Source organism: Mesocryomonas lacus (assembly GCF_055730135.2).
Genome location: NZ_JBUZWE020000005.1, coordinates 172,435 through 195,007, shown reverse-complemented (window position 1 = coordinate 195,007; position 22,573 = coordinate 172,435). Strand labels below are relative to the sequence as shown.

General features: G+C 64.3%; 16 protein-coding genes and 3 pseudogenes. 10 read left to right on the top strand and 9 right to left on the bottom strand.

The annotated features are described in order from the left end of the window. Positions 1-62: 62 nt before the first annotated feature. From ACZLZY_RS10080 to ACZLZY_RS10050, 7 genes and pseudogenes are all read left to right on the top strand, one after another. A complete protein-coding gene (locus ACZLZY_RS10080) occupies positions 63-1,838 on the top strand; it encodes a type I secretion system permease/ATPase (RefSeq protein ID WP_472933411.1) in 1,776 nt (591 codons plus the stop codon). A 610-nt stretch (positions 1,839-2,448) separates the two neighbouring features. Continuing rightward, positions 2,449-4,932: a calcium-binding protein gene (locus tag ACZLZY_RS10075; protein WP_472933410.1), complete on the top strand. Its 2,484-nt coding sequence runs from the start codon at positions 2,449-2,451 to the stop codon at positions 4,930-4,932. A 39-nt stretch (positions 4,933-4,971) separates the two neighbouring features. Then, entirely contained in the window at positions 4,972-6,297 is a 1,326-nt protein-coding gene (locus ACZLZY_RS10070) for an HlyD family type I secretion periplasmic adaptor subunit (protein WP_472933409.1), read from the top strand. 899 nt (positions 6,298-7,196) lie between these two features. Next, entirely contained in the window at positions 7,197-7,403 is a 207-nt protein-coding gene (locus ACZLZY_RS10065) for a hypothetical protein (protein ID WP_472933408.1), read from the top strand. Between the two features lie 372 nt (positions 7,404-7,775). Next, the gene (locus ACZLZY_RS10060) at positions 7,776-8,186 is read left to right on the top strand and encodes a thermonuclease family protein (protein ID WP_472933407.1); all 411 of its coding nucleotides are present in this window, start codon (positions 7,776-7,778) and stop codon (positions 8,184-8,186) included. 436 nt (positions 8,187-8,622) lie between these two features. Beyond that, positions 8,623-10,415 (top strand): annotated as a pseudogene (locus tag ACZLZY_RS10055) (methyl-accepting chemotaxis protein). Positions 10,416-10,655: 240 nt separating this feature from the next. Next, positions 10,656-10,967, top strand: coding sequence for a hypothetical protein (locus tag ACZLZY_RS10050; protein WP_472933406.1), 312 nt, complete (start codon positions 10,656-10,658; stop codon positions 10,965-10,967). A 448-nt stretch (positions 10,968-11,415) separates the two neighbouring features. Here ACZLZY_RS10050 and ACZLZY_RS10045 read toward each other — a convergent pair whose 3' ends face one another. The 5 genes from ACZLZY_RS10045 to ACZLZY_RS10025 form a co-directional block, all read right to left on the bottom strand. Next, on the bottom strand, positions 11,416-11,841 hold the full coding sequence (locus ACZLZY_RS10045) for an SRPBCC family protein (protein WP_472933405.1): 426 nt from the start codon (positions 11,839-11,841) through the stop codon (positions 11,416-11,418). A gap of 204 nt (positions 11,842-12,045) precedes the next feature. Further along, positions 12,046-12,717, bottom strand: coding sequence for a class I SAM-dependent methyltransferase (locus ACZLZY_RS10040; protein ID WP_472933403.1), 672 nt, complete (start codon positions 12,715-12,717; stop codon positions 12,046-12,048). A gap of 205 nt (positions 12,718-12,922) precedes the next feature. Next, positions 12,923-13,819 carry an NAD(P)/FAD-dependent oxidoreductase gene (locus tag ACZLZY_RS10035; protein ID WP_472933402.1) on the bottom strand — a complete coding sequence of 299 codons (897 nt, stop codon included), beginning with the start codon at positions 13,817-13,819 and terminating at the stop codon, positions 12,923-12,925. Further along, a complete protein-coding gene (locus tag ACZLZY_RS10030) occupies positions 13,809-14,276 on the bottom strand; it encodes an Rrf2 family transcriptional regulator (RefSeq protein WP_472933401.1) in 468 nt (155 codons plus the stop codon). The genes ACZLZY_RS10035 and ACZLZY_RS10030 overlap by 11 nt, the downstream gene beginning before the upstream one ends. Positions 14,277-14,365: 89 nt before the next feature. Beyond that, on the bottom strand, positions 14,366-15,139 hold the full coding sequence (locus ACZLZY_RS10025) for a methyltransferase family protein (protein ID WP_472933400.1): 774 nt from the start codon (positions 15,137-15,139) through the stop codon (positions 14,366-14,368). Positions 15,140-15,362: 223 nt separating this feature from the next. On the opposite strand from ACZLZY_RS10025, the gene ACZLZY_RS10020 reads away from it, so the two are divergent. After that, a complete protein-coding gene (locus ACZLZY_RS10020) occupies positions 15,363-16,061 on the top strand; it encodes a pentapeptide repeat-containing protein (RefSeq protein WP_496253578.1) in 699 nt (232 codons plus the stop codon). A 237-nt stretch (positions 16,062-16,298) separates the two neighbouring features. On the opposite strand, the gene ACZLZY_RS10015 is transcribed toward ACZLZY_RS10020, so the two are convergent. Further along, on the bottom strand, positions 16,299-16,682 hold the full coding sequence (locus ACZLZY_RS10015) for a rhodanese-like domain-containing protein (RefSeq protein ID WP_472933397.1): 384 nt from the start codon (positions 16,680-16,682) through the stop codon (positions 16,299-16,301). Between the two features lie 25 nt (positions 16,683-16,707). Continuing rightward, a pseudogene (locus ACZLZY_RS10010) lies at positions 16,708-17,241 on the bottom strand (MBL fold metallo-hydrolase); the annotation flags it as partial. 62 nt (positions 17,242-17,303) lie between these two features. On the opposite strand from ACZLZY_RS10010, the pseudogene ACZLZY_RS10005 reads away from it, so the two are divergent. Then, positions 17,304-17,875 (top strand): annotated as a pseudogene (locus ACZLZY_RS10005) (efflux RND transporter permease subunit); the annotation flags it as partial. Between the two features lie 22 nt (positions 17,876-17,897). Next, positions 17,898-18,263 carry a hypothetical protein gene (locus ACZLZY_RS10000; protein WP_472933396.1) on the top strand — a complete coding sequence of 122 codons (366 nt, stop codon included), beginning with the start codon at positions 17,898-17,900 and terminating at the stop codon, positions 18,261-18,263. Positions 18,264-18,418: 155 nt separating this feature from the next. Here ACZLZY_RS10000 and cysG read toward each other — a convergent pair whose 3' ends face one another. Then, positions 18,419-19,927 carry a siroheme synthase CysG gene (gene cysG, locus ACZLZY_RS09995; protein WP_472933560.1) on the bottom strand — a complete coding sequence of 503 codons (1,509 nt, stop codon included), beginning with the start codon at positions 19,925-19,927 and terminating at the stop codon, positions 18,419-18,421. Continuing rightward, a complete protein-coding gene (locus tag ACZLZY_RS09990; RefSeq protein WP_472933395.1) occupies positions 19,899-22,571 on the bottom strand; it encodes a molybdopterin-dependent oxidoreductase in 2,673 nt (890 codons plus the stop codon). The genes cysG and ACZLZY_RS09990 overlap by 29 nt, the downstream gene beginning before the upstream one ends. Positions 22,572-22,573 lie beyond the last annotated feature (2 nt).

Sequence of the window (22,573 nt, the reverse complement as noted above, 5' to 3'; positions counted from 1 at the left end):
AGACAGACGGGGATGGCAGACGCAGGGGTGCAAGGCGCGGGACGCTTTAGAGGGGCAATCGGATGACACATCAGCGCAAGAGTGGCGCCGCGAACGGGCAGAGGTTCAAACGCGTCGAAGGATACAAAGGGGTCGTCCTGTTTCTGTTCGGGCTGTCGGGCATCATCAACCTGCTGGCGCTGACCGGATCTTTCTACATGCTGCAAATCTACGATCGGGCGCTGACAAGCGGCAGTGTCCCGACGCTGCTCGCCCTTTCAGCGCTGGCGATTGGCCTCTATTTGTTTCAAGGCTGCTTCGACGTCCTGCGGTCGCAGATTCTGGTCCGCGTCGGGTCGCGCATCGACACCCGCCTCGCGCCTCTCGCACACCAGGTGGCGATCGAAATGCCGCGCTATGGGTATTCGACCGCCGACGCGCTGGAGCGCGGCCGCGACGTCGACGTCGTCCGCGGCTTCGTCGCCAGCCAGGCACCGATCGCCTTCTTCGACTTGCCTTGGATGCCGCTCTTCCTCACCTTCATCTACCTACTGCATCCAATGCTCGGCCATCTGACGGTCGCGGGGGCGATCGTGCTGATTGCCTTGACGGTCCTGACCGAACTGATGACCCGCCGCTCCAGCGTCGAGATGTACCGGGCCGCCTCGATCCGGGCCAATCTCGCCGACTCCCATGCCCGCAATGCCGACATTCTACGCGCCATGGGGTTCGGCGGTCGGGCCGTCGAGCGCTTCACCAAGGCGAACAAACGGCATGCGGCGCTGCAGACCCGGACGAGCGATATCGGCGGATCGCTGAGCGGCGTCTCCAAGGTGGTGCGCATGCTGCTTCAGTCCGCGCTGCTCGGCCTCGGTGCGTATCTCACGATCGGCGGCGAAATTTCAGCCGGTTCGATCATCGCCTGTTCCGTCGCCTCGGCACGGGCGCTGGCCCCGATCGATCTTGCCATCGGCAACTGGAAGAACTTCACCGCCGCGCGCCGTTCCTTCCGCCGGCTGAAGGAGACCTTGGCGGCGATGGACGACGACACGGCCCTGCTGGATCTCCCGGCGCCCACGCAATCGCTGAAGGTCGAGGGCATGACCGTCGTGGCGCCCAATAGCGGCACCGTTTTGGTCTCCGACGTGTCGTTCGAACTCCGGAGCGGGCAGGCGCTCGGGCTGATCGGCCCGAGCGGCGGCGGCAAGACGAGCCTTGCCAAAGGCATTGTCGGGGTCTGGCCATTGTTGCGCGGCAGCGTGCGGCTCGACGACGCCGAGCTCAGCCAGTGGCGAACCGCCGAGCTCGGGGCGAGCCTTGGCTATCTTCCGCAGGATGTCTCCCTTCTCGACGGGTCGATCGCTGATAACATCGCGCGGTTCGATCCGGACAGGAAGGTGCGCGGGATCGTCGGTGCCGCCAAGGCCGCTGGTATCCACGAGATGATCGTGCGGCTGGAGACCGGCTACCAGACCGAACTTGGTTTTGGTGGAACGGCTCTGTCCGCTGGCCAGCGCCAACGGATAGGTCTTGCACGCGCCCTCTATGGAAATCCGTTCCTGGTGGTTCTCGACGAGCCCAACTCGAACCTCGATGTCGAGGGCGAAGCAGCGCTGACGGAGGCGCTCTGCAAGATCCGTCAGCGCGGTGGCATCGCTATCGTCATCGCGCATCGCCCGAGCGCGCTGGCGGCCTGCGACATGGTCGGCGTCGTGCAGAACGGCAAGCTCGTCGCCTTTGGGCCGAAAGAGGAGATCATTCGCCAGCCCGGGCGCGCCGCCAATACCGCCGCCGCCTCCGTCGCCTTTGGCGGGGCGTCACCGCCCCGGTCCACGGCCACCGCGTCGCCGGTCCTGTGAGGAGACGAAGATGGAAGAGCGTCTCGCCCTCGGACTGCCCAACGCCAAGGAAGCCGACGCCCCCCGACGGAAATTCGCGGTCGAGGAGAAGGGCACGCAGCTGAATGGTTTTGCGGTCTTTCCGCTCTTTGTTGCGTCGCTTTTGGCTGCATTGCGGCAGTTCTTCTCGGAGGACGAGCCTCGCGATAGGCCGCCTGGCTCGCCGTTCCCCGACCATGGCATGCCGCCGCCCGTTCCGGAGGCGGGCGCAACGGACCCATCCATCGCCCGGACATTCGCCTCCGACGATCAAATCATGGCGTTTCCGTCGGGTCTCGATGCCTCGCCGCTGCAGCGGCTTGAGTTTGATCGACTGTCTTTCCAGCGGTCGAGAAGCGATGACGGCACCCCGCAGTCCCATCGGCAGAGTGCCGGGACGGCGAACGACAATCATGGTCAGCCAGACATTGGAAGCCTCGATGGGGGGCCGCCGGCCGCCGGTGAAGCAGGGGCACTGCACCCGGTCGAGCGGTCTCGGGGTTCGAACCCGGCTCCTTCGTCATCTCCGCCGGAACCTTCCATTCCCTGGCCCTCCGCCGATGGACTGGGCCCGGCCAACGCGATTCCCCACGTGAACGGGCCGGGCGCACCCTCCGGGCAGGCCGGGACTGATGGGCCCGCCGGACCCGGAGGCGACGACGACGGCAACGATGGCTCGGGTGGTGGCCAGCCCGGCGACGACGACGGGGACACCGGCGGGAATGGCGGTGTCGCGCCGCCCTCGGCTGGCGGCAAGCAGAACCGTCGGCCGGTTCTATCCGGTCCCGTTCAACTCAATGACGGCACGATGGGCATTGCGGTCATCATCAGCATGTCCGAGCTGCTCGCCGGGGCCAGCGATCCGGACGGTGACCGTCTGATCGTCCGTCTGTTGCAGGTGAGTTCGGGCGAATTGCAGCGCATCGGACTTGAGCAGTGGCTCTATACGCCGGCCGTCGGGGATACCGGCGAGGTCACGTTCACCTACCAGGTCTCCGACACCCAGGAGGTGGTGGCCCAGACCGCTTCGATGCTGCTGAAGACGGCGCATGGCGCATCGATAGAAGGAACCCAAGGCGACGATCTCCTCATCGGCACGCCGCTGGACGACGCGATTGATGCCGCCGACGGAAACGACATCGTCTACGGCCGCGAGAGCGATGACGGGATCAAGGGGGGCAAAGGCGACGACCGTCTCATCGGCGGGGAGGGCGATGACGTGCTTTGGGGGAGCGAGGGCAATGATGTGCTCTTCGGTGGCGACGGTAACGATACGCTCTTCGGCGAAGAAGGCCGCGACATTCTCTATGGGGATGACGGCGACGACATTCTCCTCGGTGGGAGCGAGGATGATTTCCTCTACGGCGGTGTCGGTGCCGACAACTTGGACGGTGGTTCCGGCCGGGACGCCTTATTTGGTGAGACAGGCGTCGACATTCTCGATGGCGGTTCCGACGCAGACACGATCGACGGCGGGCTCGGCGCCGACACGATCTTCGGTGGGGACGGGCAGGACTCCATCCTGGGCGGCGAGGGTGCCGACGTCATCAGGGGCGGCAGCGGCGACGACGTCGTCGACGGCGGGCCTGGCTCGGACCTGCTCTATGGAGACGAAGGCGGCGACGTTCTCAGGGGCGGCGCCGGGGCTGACACGATCTCCGGCGGGGATGGCCGGGACACGCTGAACGGCGGCGAAGGCGTCGATCTCTTCTCCGGCGGCAACGGAGACGACGACCTCGCGGGAGGTGCGGACGCGGACACGCTGCAGGGCGGCGACGGCGCGGACACGCTCGATGGCGCCGCCGACAACGATACCCTTTACGGCAATACCGGCGACGATCTCCTGGCGGGCGGGTCGGGGGACGACCTCGTCTATGGCGGGGACGGTGCCGACTTTGCCGACGGCGGCGAGGGAAACGATGCCGTCCAAGGCGGCGATGGCGCGGATACGCTGCAGGGCGGTGCTGGCGCCGACCAACTCTCCGGAGAAGCGGGCGACGACACGCTGGCCGGCGGTGCCGGCGACGACACCCTCTACGGCAATGCCGGCGACGATCTCATGGCGGGCGGGGCCGGCGACGACCTGGTCTATGGCGGAGACGGTGCTGACCTTGTCGACGGCGGCGAGGGCGACGATGTCCTGCACGGCGGCGAAGGCGCAGACGGCCTGCAAGGTGGGAGCGGCGCCGACGAGATTTCCGGCGGCGCGGGCAGCGATACGCTGACCGGCGGCGATGGCGCCGACACCCTCTACGGCAATGCCGGCGAGGATCTCCTGGCGGGCGGGTCGGGGGACGACCTGGTCTATGGCGGAGACGGTGCTGACCTCGCCGACGGCGGCGAGGGCGACGATGTCCTGGACGGCGGCGAAGGCGCAGACGGACTGCAAGGTGGGAGCGGCGCCGACGAGATTTCCGGGGGCGCGGGCAGTGATACGCTGACCGGCGGCGATGGCGCCGACACGCTCGATGGCGGTTCGGGGGGCGACGTCCTCGTTGTCGACGCTGACGGGAGCGTCGACACGATTTATGGGAGGGACGGAGACGACACCGTCGATCTCTCCGACATTGTCTTCGACGCCGATGTCGATCTGCCCGATGGCTGGGTGTTCATCGGCAACCAACGCGAGGCCCGGCTCTTCGAAATCGAGAACGTTCACGGCGGAAGGGGCAATGACCGGCTGGTTGCCAATGATGAGGTGAACATCCTCTATGGCGAGGGCGGCAACGACACCTTCCTCTTCCGCTCCCTCGATGCCCTTCAGAACAAGGGCGGTCCACGCGACCACATCATGGACTTTCAGCCCGGCGATCGGATCGATCTCTCCCAGATCGCCGGGGAAGGCGAGTTTAGCGCCCAGAAACTGTTCTTTGCCGGTGCGGCCACGGCAAACATCGCGCAACTCGGCGCGATGACCTTCGAGCACCGCATGGTGCAGGATGCCGAGATCACGGTTCTACAAGGCCAGCTCGACAACGATGACGTCAGCGATTTCGAGATTGTCATCGATGGCCATCACGAATTGACCCGTCAGGACTTCATTCTGGCGGGCCGCGATCTCGACCAGACGACGTGAACAGGCCGGTTCCTTCGATACGAAGGGGAAGCAGATGGGATGGGGAAGACGATGAATGATGCTGGCGAACGACCCAAAGCTTCCTCTGAGCCTTCTTCGGGCATCGGCTCGCGGGTGGCCGTGGCCAGCCTTCTTGGCGCGGCCCTCATTCTGGGCTGCGGGGGCTGGGCGGCACAGGCCGAGCTTTCCGGTGCGGTCATCGCTCAGGGAAAGGTCGCCATCCGCTCGCAGGTCAAACTGATCCAGCACCGAGACGGCGGCATCGTCGGCGATATCCGCGTGTCCAATGGCGATCGCGTGGCGGCGGGAGCGGTTCTCATCCGCCTCGACGAGACGCAGACCAAAGCCGAGCTCGGCGTGGTCCGCACGCAGCTGGCGGAGCTGGAGGGGCGCCGTGCCCGGCTCCAGGCCGAGCGCGACGGGCTGGACAGCGTCACCTTCTCCCGGCGTTTTACGGAAGCCACGGAGACCTCGGCCATTGCGGCCGGTGAGACCCGCCTGTTCGAAAACAACAGGGCGACGCGAAACGCGCAGCGGGCCCAGCTTGCCCAGCAGATCGATCAGTATGGCGAGCAGGTCCGCGGGCTCGAGGCGCAGAAAACCGCCAATAGCGCGGAGCGCAAGATGGTCGCGCACGATCTCGAAAAGCTGCGCCCGCTCGTCAAGGTCCGGCTTGTGGAGGAAACCAAGACGCGTCTGATGGAGCGTGATCTCATCACGATCGACGGCCTCAGCGGCGAAATTCTCGCCAACATCGCGCGGGTGAACAGCCAGATCAGCGAGGCGCGGCTGAAGATCATAGAGCTCGACCAGCAGGTGCGCACCGATGCCCAGCGCGAACTCCGCGACCTCGATGGCCGCTTCGCAGAGCTCGAGCAGCGGCTCCTCGCCGTGGAAGATCGTTCCAAGCGGATGGAACTGCGCGCGCCGATGGCCGGGATCGTCAACGATCTGTCCGTTCACACCGTCAACGGGGTGATCGAACCCGGACAGACGATGATGTCGATCGTGCCCGACGGCGAAGACCTGGTCGTCGAGGCCCGCTTCATGCCAGGCGATGTGGATCAACTGATGAGCGGACAGCCTGTCCGTCTTCGTTTCTCGGCCTTCAATCAGCGAACGACCCCGGAAGTGCCCGGACGCGTTGATGTTCTGGCGGCAGCGCCGACCATGGATCCGGCCACCGGGCAACCCTATTTCCTGTCGACCGTCACCATCGAAGGCGGGGCGCACGCGGTCGCCGGCAAGTCACTTGTTCCCGGCATGCCGGTCGAGGTCTTCGCATCGACCGGTGATCGGACTGCCTTGTCCTATCTGTTGAAGCCATTTTCCGATCAGATGATGCGATCCCTCCGGGAGGAATAATCCATCCAGCTTCGATGCGCGGCAGCAGACAGTATCTTCGCCGTTCGTGGCCATGGCACGTGCGTCCGGGTGGTCAGCGAGATTTGACGGTCGGGTGCGGTCTCTTTCTGACGCGCCATTGTTCGCATGTCGCGCATTGGGTGGCAGAGCGCCTCGATCCGCTCGTTCAAACGCCTCTTGCGGATCTCGGCAACGTCCGTCTCCTGCCGATCGACGGAGTCCAGCTTGTCGAGGTAGCACTCGATGCTCGACTTGCGCCCAGAGGAGGCGGATCGAACCCGGCGTGTAGTTCTTGTCTGGCGTGTTTACGGCCCTGAACCAACTGCCCTAAACCGCCACAGTGCCGCCCGCGATCAGCCCGATCCGACGGCACAGAATGACGAACTGTTTGCACGTGGCACGAACCTCTCCGCCGTTGTCACGTCAAAAGTTTACGATCGTCTCAAAGTCGAGGCGCAAGCTTGACCGTCAGCCAAATGCTGCCGGATGACAGATTGGTCCTTAAAGCTCTGACCCTTTATCCTAAGAATGACTTTATTCCTTAAATGATATAGAAGTTAATCTATATCACCGGATTATATAATTCGGCAGCAAAGGCGGTAAAGTAAAAGCAAAAAGCATGAGGCCCAAGCGAACCTGGTCAGCATCGTAGCTCCAACTTATTTTGGAACTTACGCTGGTGGGCGCATCGGCCTCATTGCCGGCCATGATTTTACTGATCGTCTAGGGTGGCAGGATGGCTGACACCTCGGACGCACGCCGATCCACCGGATAAGTCTCTCAGCCGACATGCGATGGCGTCGATAGTTGCAAGATCGCTAGGCATGGCGGACGACACGCAGCAACGGAACCGGAGTGCTGGCCAAAACTTTCTCCATCACCAACAGGAGAAAGTTCCAATGTCCGAGATCAGCAAGACGACCAAGGATGCTGAGTACCGCGAGGACGGCTCGAAGGTCGCCACCGAGGACAGCCCGCACGGCGAGACTGAAACCGAACATGTCCAGCGCCAGCAGAGCAAGCTGCCCAACGGCGGACGATCGCCCGATTACGACGAATCCGATGCGGACGACATCGTAGCGCCGTCCCCTCCAACCGGAGCGTAATCTCTCCAGTTCAAACTAAAACCCAACAGGGCCCCGGCGAGAGATCGTCCGGGGCTCTCCTGAAAGAGACACCACTTCACAAGGTCATTGGTGCGCCTGTAGGCGCCACACTCGAATGCGATGCTGCTTTGACCGACGAAGCCTATCGCGTCGTTCTCGGAGGGCACGAAACGCCACGGGCATTCCGCTGCCGTATACGGCCGGAACGATTGGTAGAACGCGCCACTGTCGCTCCCGCTTGATTCACTAGCCGGCAAATGCAGAGTGCAGGGTGCGATCCCAGCCGAGGGCGACTTGCGCCGGACGGAGCTGCGGACATTGGCGGGACGGGAAGGGCAGATGCGTGCTTTACCAGGATGGCCACTGGCCGGGATGGCTGTCGCAGCGCTTGTCTTGTCAGTCGCGACGTCCGCCGCCGCCGTTCTGCCGGCGTGTGAGGGCGCGAACCGGCCCGGACGCAGCGGTACCTGCATCTATGACGGCGACACCGGCTGGCAGGATGGCCGCAAGTGGCGGTTGAAGAACGTTGACGCGCCAGAACTCAGCGGGCGCGTCGCCGCCTGCCGGGCCGAGCAGATCATGGCGATCCGTGCCCGCGACCGGCTGCGGCTGTGGCTGGCACGCGGCTTCACCATCCTGCCGACCGGGCAGAGCGACAGCGACGGTACCGCCCTCGTCGCCATCGAGCTCGCCGATGGCCGCGACGCCGGGATGCAGCTTCTCAGCGAAAATCTCGTCCAGGCCTTGCCGAACACAGGCAATCCCTGGTGCGCCCCGCGCTGAAGCCTGCTGCGAAGAGTTGATATCTGCTCACCCAAGCCGCAATTCTTCCGAAGTGTGAGGCCTGTGAATTCGTGCGCGCCGGCGGTCCCACCCGGCGTCAGAGCAAGCGTTCCGAATGCCGGCCGACGACTCGGCGGCACATAGGACTTGCGATTCCTCTGCCGGCCTCGAAGCGATTCCTTGGTTGGAAAACGTAGGGACCCGTCGGTAATGTCGGAGGCCCGCCCGAGCGGCACTTCAACTATTCGCGCCATATAATACGTATCAATTATCATAATCTAACTATATTGCATACATAAAGAATCTATAGTATTTCTAGATATTTTTAATAGCAGGTTTACGAATTTCTTATAATGATAGTTTAGCTGAAGTCGAGAACCTATCTTCTTGTATTCTGCTAGAATTTGCCCTCAGATATATGGTTCGAGGCCGCGCTATGTTTCATTCGCCGTTCCACAGCAAGCTGACGTCGCATAAGATCGCGGCGATCGAAGCCTTGCGCACCAACATCATGCTGGCAGACAAGGATCTGCGGATCACCTACATCAACCCGTCGCTGCATGAGATGCTGAAGTCGTCTGAAAGCGAGATCAGGACGGACCTGCCTAAATTCAGCGTCGCCACCCTGATCGGCAGCAATATCGACGTCTTCCACAAAAATCCCGGCCATCAACGCAATATGTTGGCTACGCTCGAAAAGCCGCACAATGCCACCATCAGGGTCGGCGGCCATGTGTTCGACCTCCTCGTCGCGCCCTTGCGTGAGGGTGGCAAGACCGCCGGCTTCGTTGTCGAATGGGCGGATGCGAAGGAGCGCCTCCTCAACCTCGACTTTTCCGGACAGATCCAGGCGATGTCGCGGTCGCAGGCGGTGATCGAGTTCAAGGTCGATGGAACCATCACGCACGCCAACGCCAACTTTCTGAAGGTCATGGGCTAAGAGCTCGGTGAGATCGTCGGCAAGAACCACTCGATCTTCGTCGACAGCGCCTACCGCGAGAGCTCGGAATACCGCAACTTCTGGAACCAGCTGCGGGAGGGAAAATACCAGGCCGACGAGTTTCACCGCGTTTCCAAGAGCGGCAAGGTCGTCTGGATCCAAGGCGCCTACAATCCGATCATCGACGCGCATGGCAAGGTCACCAAGGTCGTCAAGTTCGCTATTGACGTCACGCAGCGCGTCGATGCCGTCACCGAGATCGCCAGCGCCCTCAGCGCCTTGGCCGAGGGCGAGCTTGGCCGTCGCATCCACACGCCGCTGACCCCCGAACTCGACAAGCTGCGCATCGACTTCAATAAGGCGTTGGAAGGGCTCGAAACGGCAATGAGCCTGGTCAAGCATGCATCGGGCACGATCGGCGAGGGCATGAAGGAGATTGGGGTCGCCGCCTCCGACCTCTCCCAGAGGACCGAGCAGCAGGCCGCGACGCTGGAGGAGACGGTCGCCTCGCTGTCGGAAGTGACGAGGGGCATCAACAGCACGGCCGCCGACGCCAACAGAGCCAATACCGCGGCGACCAGCGCGCTCGCCAATGCCGAGAATGGCGGTGCGATCGTCTCTAAGGCGGTCGTCGCGATGAACCAGATCGAGGAATCGTCGCAGAAGATCGGCAACATCATCGGCGTGATCGACGAGATCGCCTTCCAGACCAATCTCCTCGCGTTGAACGCTGGCGTCGAGGCGGCGCGGGCGGGCGAGGCGGGCAGGGGATTTGCCGTCGTCGCCCAGGAGGTGCGTGGCCTTGCCCAGCGGTCGGCCGAGGCTGCCAGGAGATCAAGAACCTGATCTCGGTTTCCTCGCGCGAGGTCGACAACGGCGTCCAGCTCGTCACCGCTTCGGGCAAGAGCCTCGAGGAAATCGTCACCACCGTGCGGCTGATGGGCGATCTCATCGGCGACATCGCCCGCAATGCCGGACAGCAAGCGACGACGCTGCGCGAGGTTTCGGGTGCCGCCGACCAGATGGACAAGGTCACCCAGCAAAACGCGGCCATGGTCGAGCAGACGACCGCGGCCGCCCAGAGCTTGCGAACCGAAACCGAGCAGCTCAGCCAGTTGATGATGCGCTTCCAGACCAGCGGCTCCGCCCACACGGCCGCGCGGCCCGCGGCCAGCGGCCCCGCCCGCAAACCCGCCCCCCCGGCAAGGTCGGTGCCGATGTTGAAAGTCGCCGGCAGCGGAGGGGTAAGCGCAGCACCCGCCGCCGAGAGCAGTTGGGAGGAGTTTTAAACCTGAGGCGGCCAGCGAGTTGCGGTCGACGAAGCCAACAAGTGTGATCGCTGGCAGATGATGGAGCGATTGGGGGATGGAGTGGGACCACTTGCCGATCTCCGCCACAAGCCACTGAAATCGCACTTCGGGAGTGCGACCGCCTTCCGCGGCATCTAAGAAGGGGGCGGGATTGGTACTGCTGCCGAGGCGGTCGAGGCTTGCTACGGCTCCCTGAAAAGGAAGGCGTCCGTCGAGAAGTTGGCGGAGTGCGCGGCCCTCGACATCACGGCCGCGAACATCGACGGGCAAGCCGTGGCGAGCCTTGGCGTGCCCGCATACGCCTTCTTCTCCGGACCGAAGCTCAAACGGCGCGTTGCGGCCGGGATGAAGGCGGCGGGCCTGACCAAGGGGGAGCGCGCTGCGTTCAACCTCGCGATCATGGCAGCGCTGGGCGGCGGGTCACTGAACCTAAGCGCCAAGCCGCGCCATCCGCGATGTGCTGAGGGTTCAGTATACGTTCAGAGCGCGGTAACTGACGCTATTCCATTCCGCTTAGAGGTTCTTGATTGACCAGCCCCGCAGCCGCGGTGGATCAGTTCGGGATCAGCATTTGAAAGACGGCGAGGGCACCATCTGTGTTGTCTGGATCGAGAGGGTATCTCGTCCTTGGATCACGGATGTTGCGATAGGCAGTTGGAATGGCTGGGAACGTACCCGTCGCCGGGTCGCATCTGTAAGCATTGCCGTGACGGATGAAGCGGTCGGCGTAGGTCCGTTGATCCGATCCTGCCGCGTTCTACCAGTATGCCATACGCTCTCCCATGCCTTCGGCCGGGCTACAACCGCACACGGAGACTAACGTTGCCGCACTTCCGAAGCCGTGCTCCACCAGGACATGTGTCTTTTCGGCATTCGGTAGCAAAGGCTACCAATTCAGCAGGCGGCCTCGAGCTGAGCGGGAAGCGAATGGCTGGCCCGGGGGAAAGCGGTCGTTGCGGCACCAACCACCTCGCGTCAGCTATGTACGAGCTGGAGTGGCACTCACGTGCTTAGCGAAGTTGTCGAGAATGGCCTGCCAGCCGCTGCGCTGCTGGTCGACGGAATGCTCGGTTTCTGCGTCGAACGCCACCTGTACATGCGTGTAGTCGCCATGAGGCTTGAAGCTAACGGTTACCTGACGACCGCCAAACTCATACTCAATCCGCTTGTTCGGGATGAGCTTCGTATACGTGCCTGCAAAGTCGAAGCCGGTGCCGCCGTCCTTTGCTTCCATACGAGAGCTGAATCGCCCCCCTTCGCGAAGGTCAACGCTGGCAGCTGGGCAATGCCAGTCGTCAGACGCAAAGTTCCACTGTGTGATCCGGTCGGGCGAAGTGTAGGCATCCCATGCTTCCGTGACCGATGCGGACACCTCGGCCTCCACAATAATCTGCTCGCCAGCCATTCTGCATCCCCTGTTCGATGTATTTGGGCCTCGCTTCCATCCTTCCGCTTGCCTAATCCTAATACCATAAAATGGATCTAAGAGATCAACAGCGTGGTGTCAGCAACGGGTCGATGGCGGCCAAATCGTTCGATGCTTCTGCTGCCTATCCCGCTTCGAAGGGCGAGGCGAGGCCTCGGGCAAGGCATCTACGTGTCCTATCGGTCAGGCGTATCCCACCCAGCCCCTGAACGTAAATGCGGCATAGAACAAGGCGACCCCGCCGAACCCTGCCTCCTGGAGCAGAGCCTCGTCCTCTTCGGGAGACATTGTTGGCAGGCGCTCGCCGATCGCAAGGGCCGCGACGCGCATCTGTGAAGCGGACATGCCCGGCGCCGTGGCGAACGCTGCGAAGCGATCCAGCCATAGCGACTTCTCCGTAGGTTCCTGCGGGAAGCTGTGGTGCGCGACGACCAAGGGCGCGCCGGGCGCCAGTCGCCGCCGGACCTCGACCAATGTGCGCAGGCGCTCGTCCCGCGGCAGGAAGTGAAGCGTCAGCAAGCACGTTGCGCCGTCGATAGGTCCTTCGGGTGCGATGTCGATCGTGCCCTTGTGGAAGCCGACGCGCGAGGCGAGCGGCCCGAGCGTGCGTGCCGCAAGCTCCAGCATCTCTGCCGACGGGTCCACTCCGTCGAACCGCCAACCTGAACGGTGTTCGGCGAACACTGTCAGTTCCAAGCCGCCGCCCGCTCCCAGAACCAGCACGCGACCGTCGTTTGGAACGCGCTCCGCCAGCAGCAGCGCGGCCATACGCTGCATATGGTGAAAGCCAGGCACCATTCGAACCGGACCATCAGCGTATCGGGCCACCGCTTCAGGATCGGAGAAAGACGACAAGCAGCAACTCCAACATGTTCGGGATGATCGTAGGTGGATCGGTCGGCGGTGGTGGGGTGGACAAACGGCATTCCTCACGAAGGCCTTCGCGCCCACGCTCCAAACAGGGTGTCGTCGACGTCGGTCGCTTCCGAGGCCACACGGTTATGGTCGAGGCGCCGTTCCAAAACTTTCGGTGTCGACCTCGTCCGCGGCGGTGACGTCCTCAGCCAAACACGAGGGACCGGTGGACCGAAAGTCCGGCGGTGACGCCGTCGCTGGCCGCCCAGGTCACTGTATGAGGCGCGCGGGCGATGTCACCCGCGGCGTAAAAACCAGGCACGGTCGTCATCCTCTCGGCATCAGTCCTGATGATCGGCCCGAGCGGTCCATCGTCGACGGTACATCCCAGCCGCTCGGCGAGGTTGCTGTTCAACCGGGTCGGGGCGGCGATGAAGAGCGCGCCGACGAGGGCCTTCCGACCGTCGTCGAGCAGCACGTCGAGAGGCCGCCCGTCGCCGCCGTCCAGAGATTTCACGGGACTTTCCTCAATCGCGACGCCGCGCCCGGCGAGCGCCTCGCAGGTCGCCGCGTCCGGCATGTCCGCGCCGTCGAGGAACAGGGTCGTCGGGCCCCATTCCGCGATCAGCATCGCCTGATGGGCGGAATGTGGTGCCGTGTGAAGAACGCCAAGGCTCCGGCCCGCGAACTCGTAGCCATGGCAGTAGGGGCAGTGGAGCACGTCGCGGCCCCACCGCGAGCGCAGCCCCGGGACGTCCGGCAGCGTGTCGCTGACGCCGAAGGCGAGGACCAGCTTTGTGGCCTCGATAGTGTCGCCGTTGTCGAGGGAGACCGCGAAGCCGCCGTCGGTCGCCCAAGCGTCCATGGCGGTTGCCTCGACGAACGAGGCTTCCGCGTAGCCGGTCAGTTGCCGCCGCCCGGTCGACAGGATGGCCCGAGGATCCGCGCCGTCCTGCGCGAGGAAGCCGTGGGAGTGTGCCGCAAAGCGGTTGCGCGGGGACCCGGCGTCGATCACCGCAACCCGCCGGCGGCCGCGGGCGATGTAGGTGGCCGCCGACAGGCCGGCAAAGCTGCCGCCGATGACGATCGCGTCATGCCGCATGGGGTTCTCCCTCGAAGTCGCATTGGCTGGCCCGCCGTTTCAGCCGGGCATGGAAATCGGCATGGAGCGCGGCCAGCGTCACCGCGCCGAAACGTTCGAGCAGCAAGGACTCGGCTGCGGCGAACGTGTCGTCCAACGCCGCGTTGACAGCTTCCTCGACGAGGCAGCCGGGCGCGTCCGTACGGTTGCTCATAGCGAACAGGCTGGGTGACCCGAGAGCCGCGTAGACGTCGCGTAGCGTTACGGTCGAGAGGTTGCGCGCGATGGTCCAGCCGCCGCCGTGCCCCTTTTCGGACCGCACGAGACCGTCGTCGCGCAGTCCCGCCATGATCCGACGGATCACGACCGGGTTTGTCTGCATCGCCTTCGACAGGTGTTCTGATGTTACCGGACCGTCGGTCTCGGCCATGTGGAGGAGGACGTGCAGGACGCCCGATAGTCGGCTGTCTCGTTTCATGTATCATACCATGTTACATGAAATGGTTTTGGTCAACCCAGTCGAATTAGAGTTGCCACATCCCTTTGATGCGATCGGTCACGGGTCGATTAGAGTTTTCGGCCGAACCATCGCCGTGTCGAACTCTCATAATCGCGGTAGGCCGTTCCGAACTTGGCAGCGAGATGAACCTCTTCCCGCCGCACAGCGAGACGGTCCGTAAGTGCTATCGCAACAGCCGCGGCTGGAAGGAACCAGGCGATGTCCGCGGCCAACCCAATGCCCGTCAGCAACAGGGCGTTGCCAAGGTAGATCGGGTTGCGCGACCAGGCGAAGACGCCGTCGGTCAGGAGCGTGCCCGCCGGGCGGTGCGGCAGGATGTTCGTCCCGGAACGGTGCATGGACGCCATCGCGAGCACATCAAGGAGCAGCCCGCACGCGACAAGGACAATGCCCGCCACGCGGACCGGGAGCTGGCCTCCAAGGCCAGCGGGGAACCAGGCATTGAGGCCTAAACTGACCATGGCGCTCGCGCCGAGGATCAGCGGCGGCCAAGGGATGGAGTTGGGCGACGCTTGACGGGAGTTCATGTACTGAATCTCCTTCGAGAGCTGCGGGCACAGGACGGACGGATGTAGGCGCCGAGACAAACGCACAAAAAGCGGAGCACGCCGCGAGATCGTTGCGTCCTCAATGACGGGAGCGCAAGCCTGCTGGGAGACCGCACCGAAGGATGCCGTGACGACCCTGAAGTTCAGACTTGCCTTCGTCGGGCCTGGCCTCGCCGCGATGAGTGGCGCAGCCTTCGCGGCGGAAATGAAGTCCTTCGACCGCGCTGGCTTCGACGTGGCCGAGGCTGCGGGCCGGGCGATCGCCGTCGACATCTCCGCGCCGTGGTGCCCCACCTGCGGGGCACAGAAACCGACCATCGACAGGCTCGGCGTCCGACGAGTTCAAGGAAAAGCAGTCCGCGGATGAGCCGACGGCTTGCACAATGGAAGCAACGACTTCCCGGGAGAGAACATGCAAGACCGATCCAGGCTGACCGTTGTCGCAACGCTCGCCGTCACCATTCTTTGTCATGGACCGAGCGCGGGAATGGCCCAGATGGCCGGACTGGACATGAAGTCCGCAAAGATGACGCAGGCCACCATTACCCGGGCAGACGTTGAAGACGTGCTAGCACGGGCAACCCCTTCCGCTCCCGCCAACTTCACCTTGAAGTCCCTCAACGGGCTCGACCTGTCCGGTCTCGACTTCAGCGGCGCGACGCTGAGGTCCGCGTACCTGAACGGCACGAAGTTCGTCGGCGCGAAGCTCGATGGGGCCATCCTGGACCAAGCCTGGGCGCTCAAGGCGGACTTCACCAACGCGAGCTTGAAGAAGGCGAGCCTCTTCCAGGCACAGATGATGGATGCCGACTTCGACGATGCCGACCTGTCGGGCGGACGTTTGACTGCGGACTTCTCACGGGCATCGATGGTGAAGGCGAACATGGAAGGGGCAAACCTCTCGGCCGACATGAAGAACCAGTCGATGGGCATGATGCGGGGAATCCTGAACTCTGCGAAGCTGCGGGGCGCGAACCTGAAGGCGGCGAACCTGTCCCGCGCGCAGGCGAAGTTCGCAGACTTTACCGATGTCTCCTTCGAGGGAGCGGACATGAGCAGCGTGGAGGCGCAGGGAGCGAAGTTCACAGGAGCCAACGTGGCAGGGGCCGACTTCTCCGGCATGCGGATCCAGTCGGCCGACATGACCGGGACGAAGGGTACGCCCGTCCACGCCGACAAGGTCCTGCTCAGGTGACGGCCCAAGCTCTGGGTTTACGATTGCTGCCTCTGGCAAAAATGCCTGTTTGGCTCTCGTTTCCTGCGAACTGCCTGCTTTAAGAGTCGTTGGGCAGCCGCCCGTCCAGGATGCCGGCGGCAAACCATCGCCCCGCGAGGATGATATGGGCGGCGGTTCGCTCGATCGATGTCTCCAAGAAACGAAACGGTTCTGGATCCAAATCATGTCCCTCGTGGACGCGTCTGTGCACTCCGTTCAGCGAATTGTCGGCGCGCCAGCCTCCTTAAGCGCGGGAAATCCACCCTCCACCGAGACGACGTCTGTGAAGCCCATGGATTGGAGCGTGGCGGCGGCTAAGGCCGACCGTCCGCCCGAGGCGCAGAAGAGGACGAGGCGCTTGGCCGGCTCGAGTTCGGCCTTGTGACTTGGACTGGAGGGATCGGCCTGGAACTCGAGAAGGCCGCGCGGCACATGGACGGCGCCCTCCAGGGTTCCGGTCTTTTCCAGTTCGTTCGCCTCGCGCACGTCGACGAAAATCGCGCCGGGCGACCCGACGAGCTTGGCGGCGTCGCCGGGTGCGATCGTCTTCACCCCGGCGGAGGCCTGCAAGACGACGTCCTTGGCGCTTCGAATGGTCATGCCAATCTCCTTCGGTTGTTGGTGTTCACCACGCGACGCCTTCAAGGGCGTCGGGCGGGATCTTAAAATAGCATCGGCCGTCATCTCCGGCTTCAGGCAGTCGGCCGCCGCGAATGTTCACCTGGAGAGAATGCAGGATGAGGTTCGGCATGGCTAGGTCGCGATCGCGCGCCTCTCCAAGCGCCACGAAGGCTTCCCTCGTCGGCGCCTTAACGATGTGGACATTGGCACGTCGCTAGTCTTCAACCGTAGATCCCCAACGCGGCTTGCGTCCGCCTGGCCGGTAGTCGTGCCCGGTGAAGACGCGTGTTTCTCCGGGCAGGGCAAGGATGACGCTGATGCTGTCCCACAGCGCTTCGGCGCTACCGCCCGGGAAGTCCGCGCGTGCCGTTCCGCCGTCCGGCATGAACAGCGTGTCGTGGACGAAGGCAGCGTCGCCGATGCAGTAGGCGATCGAAGCCAGCGTGTGGCCAGGCGTCAACATGACCTCGACCTCGAGGTTGCCGATCGTGAAGCGATCCCCGTCGGCGAAGAAACGACTCCATTGCGAGCCGTCGGACGGGCAGCATCCCTTGATGTGGGCTAAGTCCAGTCGATGACATCAAATCTTCTGGCATTACCGGGCTTGCCGTCGGTACCGGGACCGACGTCGCCATCGAGAGTGCGGACGTCGTCCTGATGTTGAGCAACCTGATCGACGTCGTCGAGGCGATCGCGATCTCCAAGGCGACCATCGCCAACATCCGGCAGAACCTCTTCTGGGCGTTCGGCTATAACGTCGTCCTGATCCCGGTCGCCGCGGCGGCGCTCTATCCGTTCACCGGCATCCTCCTGTCGCCGGTTCTGGCCGCGGGGCCATGGCGCTGTCGAGCGTCTTCGTGCTCGGCAACGCGCTGCGTCTGAGGCTGTTCGAGCGGCTGACCCCCGTCCTCATGACGGCGCTGTCGGCGGGTGTCGCCCTGGTGCCGCTGATGATCGATGCCTCTGCGCCGGGCAAGGAAATTCTCCACCCGGTCGCGGTGACGATTTTCGGCGGCCTCGTCTCCTCGACGCTGCTCGACACCTTCCTGACCCCCGTCCTCTTCCTGCGTTACGGCGAGAAGCCGCTGAAGCGCCTCGTGGATGCCGCTCGTCAGGCCATGTCGGGGACCGCCGAAGCGGCACCCGGCGCGGCAGCCGCCCATTCCTTCTGACCTCAACCGGAGACCCGAACCCATGACCATCCGCACATTGATCATCGCCGCCGCACTCCTCGCGTCCGGCATCGCTCAGGCCCATGAACCCCGCAAGGGACCCAACGGCGGGACGCTGGTCGATGCCGGCGCCCACCATGTCGAGCTCGTCACCGCGGGAAGCGAGGTGAAGGTGTTCGTCAGCGACGCCGCCGACGCTCCGGTTGCGGTCGACGGCTTCAAGGGGACCGCGGTCCTCCTGGTCGGCGGCAAGCCGGCCCGCGTCACGCTCGTCCCGGCCGGCCCGTTCCTGTCGGGGACGCTGGCGGGTCCGTCCGAGGGTCCGGTCAAGGGAGCGGTTCAGCTCACGGGTCCCGACGGCAAGATCTCGCAGGCGAAATTCAACTGATCACGCGGCCGGCGGTTTGTCGCCGCCCACAGTCATCACCCAATGGCCCAAGGGCCATCCAAGGAGAACCACCATGCGCAAGATACTCGATCGAGCCGTTGATAGGGTGGCGTTGCGGCTGTTTCTTAACGCAGTTTGCGAGCGTGATGGATCGGCTAACTCGCCTTCGAAAGGACGAGGTCCGTCGCGTCCATAGTGCGTCCGCAGTCCTCTCCTTCCAGGCATCCGAAGAATACGCGACCGATGCCAATCAGGATCGGACGGTCGACGCCGATGCGGCTGACGATGGCGGCAAGGTTCTCCAGCGTGCCAGCGGCCCGTGTTTCGTCGATGCGGGAGATGTTCGCGGCGACCGCCACAGGAGTGTTGCCTGGCAGCCCGTGTGCCATCAAACGTAATGCAATGAGGGGGGCCATACGGCCGCCCATGTAAAAGATCGTGGTGGCGTGGACGTCGGCAAGCGCCGGCCAGTCCAGCGTGTCGGGCAAGCCGCCCTTCTTCGAATGGCCGGTGACGAAGCGAACCTGGCTCGCGTGGTCGCGGTGGGTGAGCGAGACGCCGAAGCCGGCGGCGAGTGCTGATGCGGCGGTGATGCCGGGCACGATGCGGACCGGGATGTTCTCCGCCTTCAGCGCCTCGATCTCCTCGCCGGAGCGGCCGAACACCGAGACGTCACCGGACTTCAACCGCACCACATGCTTGCCGGCCTTGGCGAACTGGATCATCAGCGCGTTGATGTCCTCCTGGCGGCAGCTCTCGCGCGCGGCGCGCTTGCCGACCAGCAAGCGTTTGGCCTCTCGGCGGGCAAGTTCCAGAATCTCGTCGGAGACGAGGTCGTCGAATAGGATGACGTCCGCCGCCTGGAGAGCGCGCACAGCTTTCAGCGTCAGCAGTTCGGCCTCGCCGGGGCCGGCGCCGACCAAAGTCACACGACCTCGAACGTCCTCAGCGTTTGCGATTTCGTCGACGAGACTTTTGATGTCGCCCTGATCTTCACATGTCGGCGTCGCCACCGTGAATGCCTTGCTCGCGAAACGCTCCCAGAACGCGCGTCGTAGAGGCCCCGGGGCGAGCCGAGCCATCACCTCTTCGCGGATGGTGGCGGCGAGTTGGGCCCAATCGGCAAGAGCGGGCGGCAGCAGGGTCTCGATGCGGCGTCGGATCGCCTGTCCGAGGATCGGAGCGGCCCCGTCCGTCGAGATCCCGATCACCGCAGGCGAGCGATTGACGATCGTCCCGAATTGAAAGGTACAGAAAATCGGCTTGTCGATGACGTTGCACGGCACACCGGCATCGCGCGCGGCACATGCGAAGGCTTGAGCCTCGGCATGGTCGGCGCAATCACCCACGGCAAGCGCCGCATTGGCAAAAGAATCGAGGCCCCAAGGACGATCGAGATGCGTGAGCGAGCCAACGGAGGGACCGTTGGCGAGCAGCGCCGCCATTTCCTCGCCGAGCTCCGCGGCAGGGGCATGCAGAACGACGACAGCCCCAGCCGCCGCAAGCAATTCAGCCTTCCAAGCCGACGCGGCCCCGCCACCCGTCATGACGACCCGTTTCCCCGTCAAGGCGAAGAAGACGGGCAACGTCGCCAGCGGTTGGATGCGTTGGCTTCGGGCGCGGCGATCGTTCGTGTCAGGCTTCGTCGCGGACAAGGCAGCCATCGATAATTCCCTGGATTTCTGTACGGCATGATCCGCAGTTCGTGCCCGCCTGAAGTAGACTGCCGATGTCCGGAACCGTCCGACATCGGCCATTCCTTACGGCGCCGCTGATCTCGGCGGAGCCCACTGCGAAGCAGGCGCAGACGATGGCACCGATATCGGGTCGGTCGGCCCCGCCGCGTCCCGCCAGAACGCGCTGTCGCGAGAGCGCATGAGCCGCAGTCAGTTGCTCGACAGCCCAGGCACGTGCCACAGCCACGGGCGCCGCGGCGATCCAGAGAGCGCCAGCCAGCGCTTCGCCATCGAAGGCGGCAAGGCGCGTGCATGTCGCGTCACGGTAGGAAACGAGCTCCTCCTTCTCCGTGCCGAAGAGGTCCGCCGCAAACGTCGACCATTGCGCGGGAACGGTTAGCCCGGCTAGTTCCAGTCGCCAGCCTCCTTCGGTGCGGGCGATTGCCCAGTACTCGGCCGGAATGACCCGGGGCCGATGCCGAACAACCGCGAACCCGTGCCATGACACGGGAAATCGCTGTACCGAGACCGCAGTCGCCTTCAATGCGGGCTGGCCTGAATGCGGATCCGTTCGTTTCTGAGCCAGCGCACCCGCCCGAGATGCTGACGCGAACTGATCCGTCCAGTGCATCGGCACGAAGATGGAACCCCGTCGTTGGCGGGTTGTAAGGCAGGCCCGGAAAAGGCCGCTTCCCTGCCGCGTCTCCAGTCGCACGATCTCCGCGCCCAAAATGCCGAGACCTAGAGCATCATCGGGATGGATCTCTGCGAAGGGCTCCGCGATGTGCGCGGACAGGCGCGGAGAGCGGCCCGTGCGGGTCATGGTGTGCCAGTGGTCGCGGATGCGTCCAGAATTGAGGATGAATGGGCGTTGCGGATCAGCGGGAACCTCCGCCGTCGTGCGTACGGGGACAAAGCGCGCCCGGCGATCCGGGTTGAAAAAGCCCCCTGCGGCGAAGAAGCGACGATCGGAAGGCTGATCGCCGAGCGCGTGGGCATCGTTGGCAGGCACGGGCCACTGCACCGGGGACATCAGGTCGTATCCGTCGGGGGTCAAAGAGGTGAGGCCGGCAAGGTTGAAGTCACGGGCTCCGTCGTTTTCCATCGCAGACAAACGGGCATGCTCGTCGAACACCTCGCCGACGCTCAGCCAGTCGAAGGCCCCGTCGAAGCCCATGCGGCGCCCGACCTCGGCAAGGATTTGCCAATCGGGCCGCGCTTCCCCCGGCGAGTTGAGGAAGCTGCGCTGGCGCGAGATGCGGCGTTCGGAGTTCGTCACCGTGCCGTCCTTCTCGCCCCAGCCGGCCGCTGGCAGCACGATATGGGCAAGCGGCAGGGTGTCTGTATCGGACACGATGTCCGACACGACGACGAAGGGGCAAGCGGCGAGGGCAGCCCGCACGCTGTCGGCGTCCGGTAGGGAGTCGACCGGGTTGGTGCCGATGATCCAGAGCGCCTTGATCCTTCCGTCGCGAACGGCGTCGAAGAGGTCCACCGCCTTGAACCCCGGTGTCGCGGCGATCCGGGGGGACTGCCAGAAGTCCTGGACGAGATTGCGATGCCCGGCGTCTTCGAGGTCCATATGGGCGGCGAGCTGGTTGGCGAGGCCACCCACTTCGCGTCCGCCCATGGCGTTCGGCTGTCCGGTGACGGAGAAGGGCCCCATCCCCGGCCGACCGATCCGCCCCGTGGCGAGGTGACAGTTGAGGATCGCATTGACCTTGTCGGTGCCCGAGGCCGACTGATTGACGCCCTGGCTGTAGACGGTAACGACCTTTTCCGTCCGGGCGAACAGATCGAACAGCGTCGCGATGTCGGTGGCGGCAAGCCCGGTCGCCTTGGCGATGTCCGAAGATGACCTCGCTGCCGCCAATGCTGCGTCAAAGCCGTTGGTGTGATCGGACACGAACCCGGCATCGACCATGCCGGTATCGGCGAGATGGGCGAGAAGGGCGCAGAAGAGCGCGGTGTCGCCGTCTGGCCGGATCTGGAGGTGGAGGTCCGCCGCATCGGCGGTCGCGGTGCGGCGGGGATCTACGACGACGATCCGCATGGCGGGCCGGGCGGCCTTGGCTGCCATGACGCGCTGAAACAGCACCGGATGACACCAGGCAAGGTTCGATCCGACCAGCACCAGCAGGTCCGCTTCCTCGAGGTCGGCATAGCATCCCGGCACCGTATCGGCACCGAAAGCCCGTCGGTGGCCGGCGACCGACGAGGACATGCAGAGGCGCGAATTGGTGTCGATGTTGGCCGAGCCGATGAACCCCTTCATCAGCTTGTTGGCGACGTAGTAGTCCTCCGTCAGCAGCTGGCCGGAGACGTAGAAGGCGACGCTGTCGGGGCCGTGCGCCGCGATGGCCTGGGAGAAGACCGTCGCCACAACGTCCAGGGCGCGATCCCAGGTGACCGGCTTGCCGCCGATGCTTGGCCGGAGCAGCCGCTGTTCCGGCCCGATCGTCTGGCCGAGGGCGGAGCCCTTGGAGCAGAGCCTGCCGAAATTGGCGGGATGGTCGGGATCGCCCGCGATGGTCACCGTGCCGTCGGCGCGGGGCGTCGCGAGCACGCCGCAGCCGACGCCGCAATAAGGGCATGTCGTGCGGACCGTCAGATCGGCAGGCGCGGCTTCCACCG

What these genes read in the sequence shown, in the direction of transcription:
- ACZLZY_RS10080 (WP_472933411.1), top strand. Translation starts at nt 63, where the DNA reads ATGACACATCAGCGCAAGAGTGGCGCCGCGAACGGGCAGAGGTTCAAA.
- ACZLZY_RS10070 (WP_472933409.1), top strand. Translation starts at nt 4,972, where the DNA reads ATGGGGAAGACGATGAATGATGCTGGCGAACGACCCAAAGCTTCCTCT.
- ACZLZY_RS10065 (WP_472933408.1), top strand. Translation starts at nt 7,197, where the DNA reads ATGTCCGAGATCAGCAAGACGACCAAGGATGCTGAGTACCGCGAGGAC.
- ACZLZY_RS10060 (WP_472933407.1), top strand. Translation starts at nt 7,776, where the DNA reads ATGGCTGTCGCAGCGCTTGTCTTGTCAGTCGCGACGTCCGCCGCCGCC.
- ACZLZY_RS10045 (WP_472933405.1), bottom strand. Translation starts at nt 11,841, where the DNA reads ATGGCTGGCGAGCAGATTATTGTGGAGGCCGAGGTGTCCGCATCGGTC.
- ACZLZY_RS10035 (WP_472933402.1), bottom strand. Translation starts at nt 13,819, where the DNA reads ATGCGGCATGACGCGATCGTCATCGGCGGCAGCTTTGCCGGCCTGTCG.
- ACZLZY_RS10030 (WP_472933401.1), bottom strand. Translation starts at nt 14,276, where the DNA reads ATGAAACGAGACAGCCGACTATCGGGCGTCCTGCACGTCCTCCTCCAC.
- ACZLZY_RS10025 (WP_472933400.1), bottom strand. Translation starts at nt 15,139, where the DNA reads ATGTCGACGGCGATCGCCCGGCCCGCAGCCTCGGCCACGTCGAAGCCA.
- ACZLZY_RS10020 (WP_496253578.1), top strand. Translation starts at nt 15,363, where the DNA reads ATGGCCGGACTGGACATGAAGTCCGCAAAGATGACGCAGGCCACCATT.
- ACZLZY_RS10015 (WP_472933397.1), bottom strand. Translation starts at nt 16,682, where the DNA reads ATGACCATTCGAAGCGCCAAGGACGTCGTCTTGCAGGCCTCCGCCGGG.
- ACZLZY_RS10000 (WP_472933396.1), top strand. Translation starts at nt 17,898, where the DNA reads ATGACCATCCGCACATTGATCATCGCCGCCGCACTCCTCGCGTCCGGC.
- cysG (WP_472933560.1), bottom strand. Translation starts at nt 19,927, where the DNA reads ATGGCTGCCTTGTCCGCGACGAAGCCTGACACGAACGATCGCCGCGCC.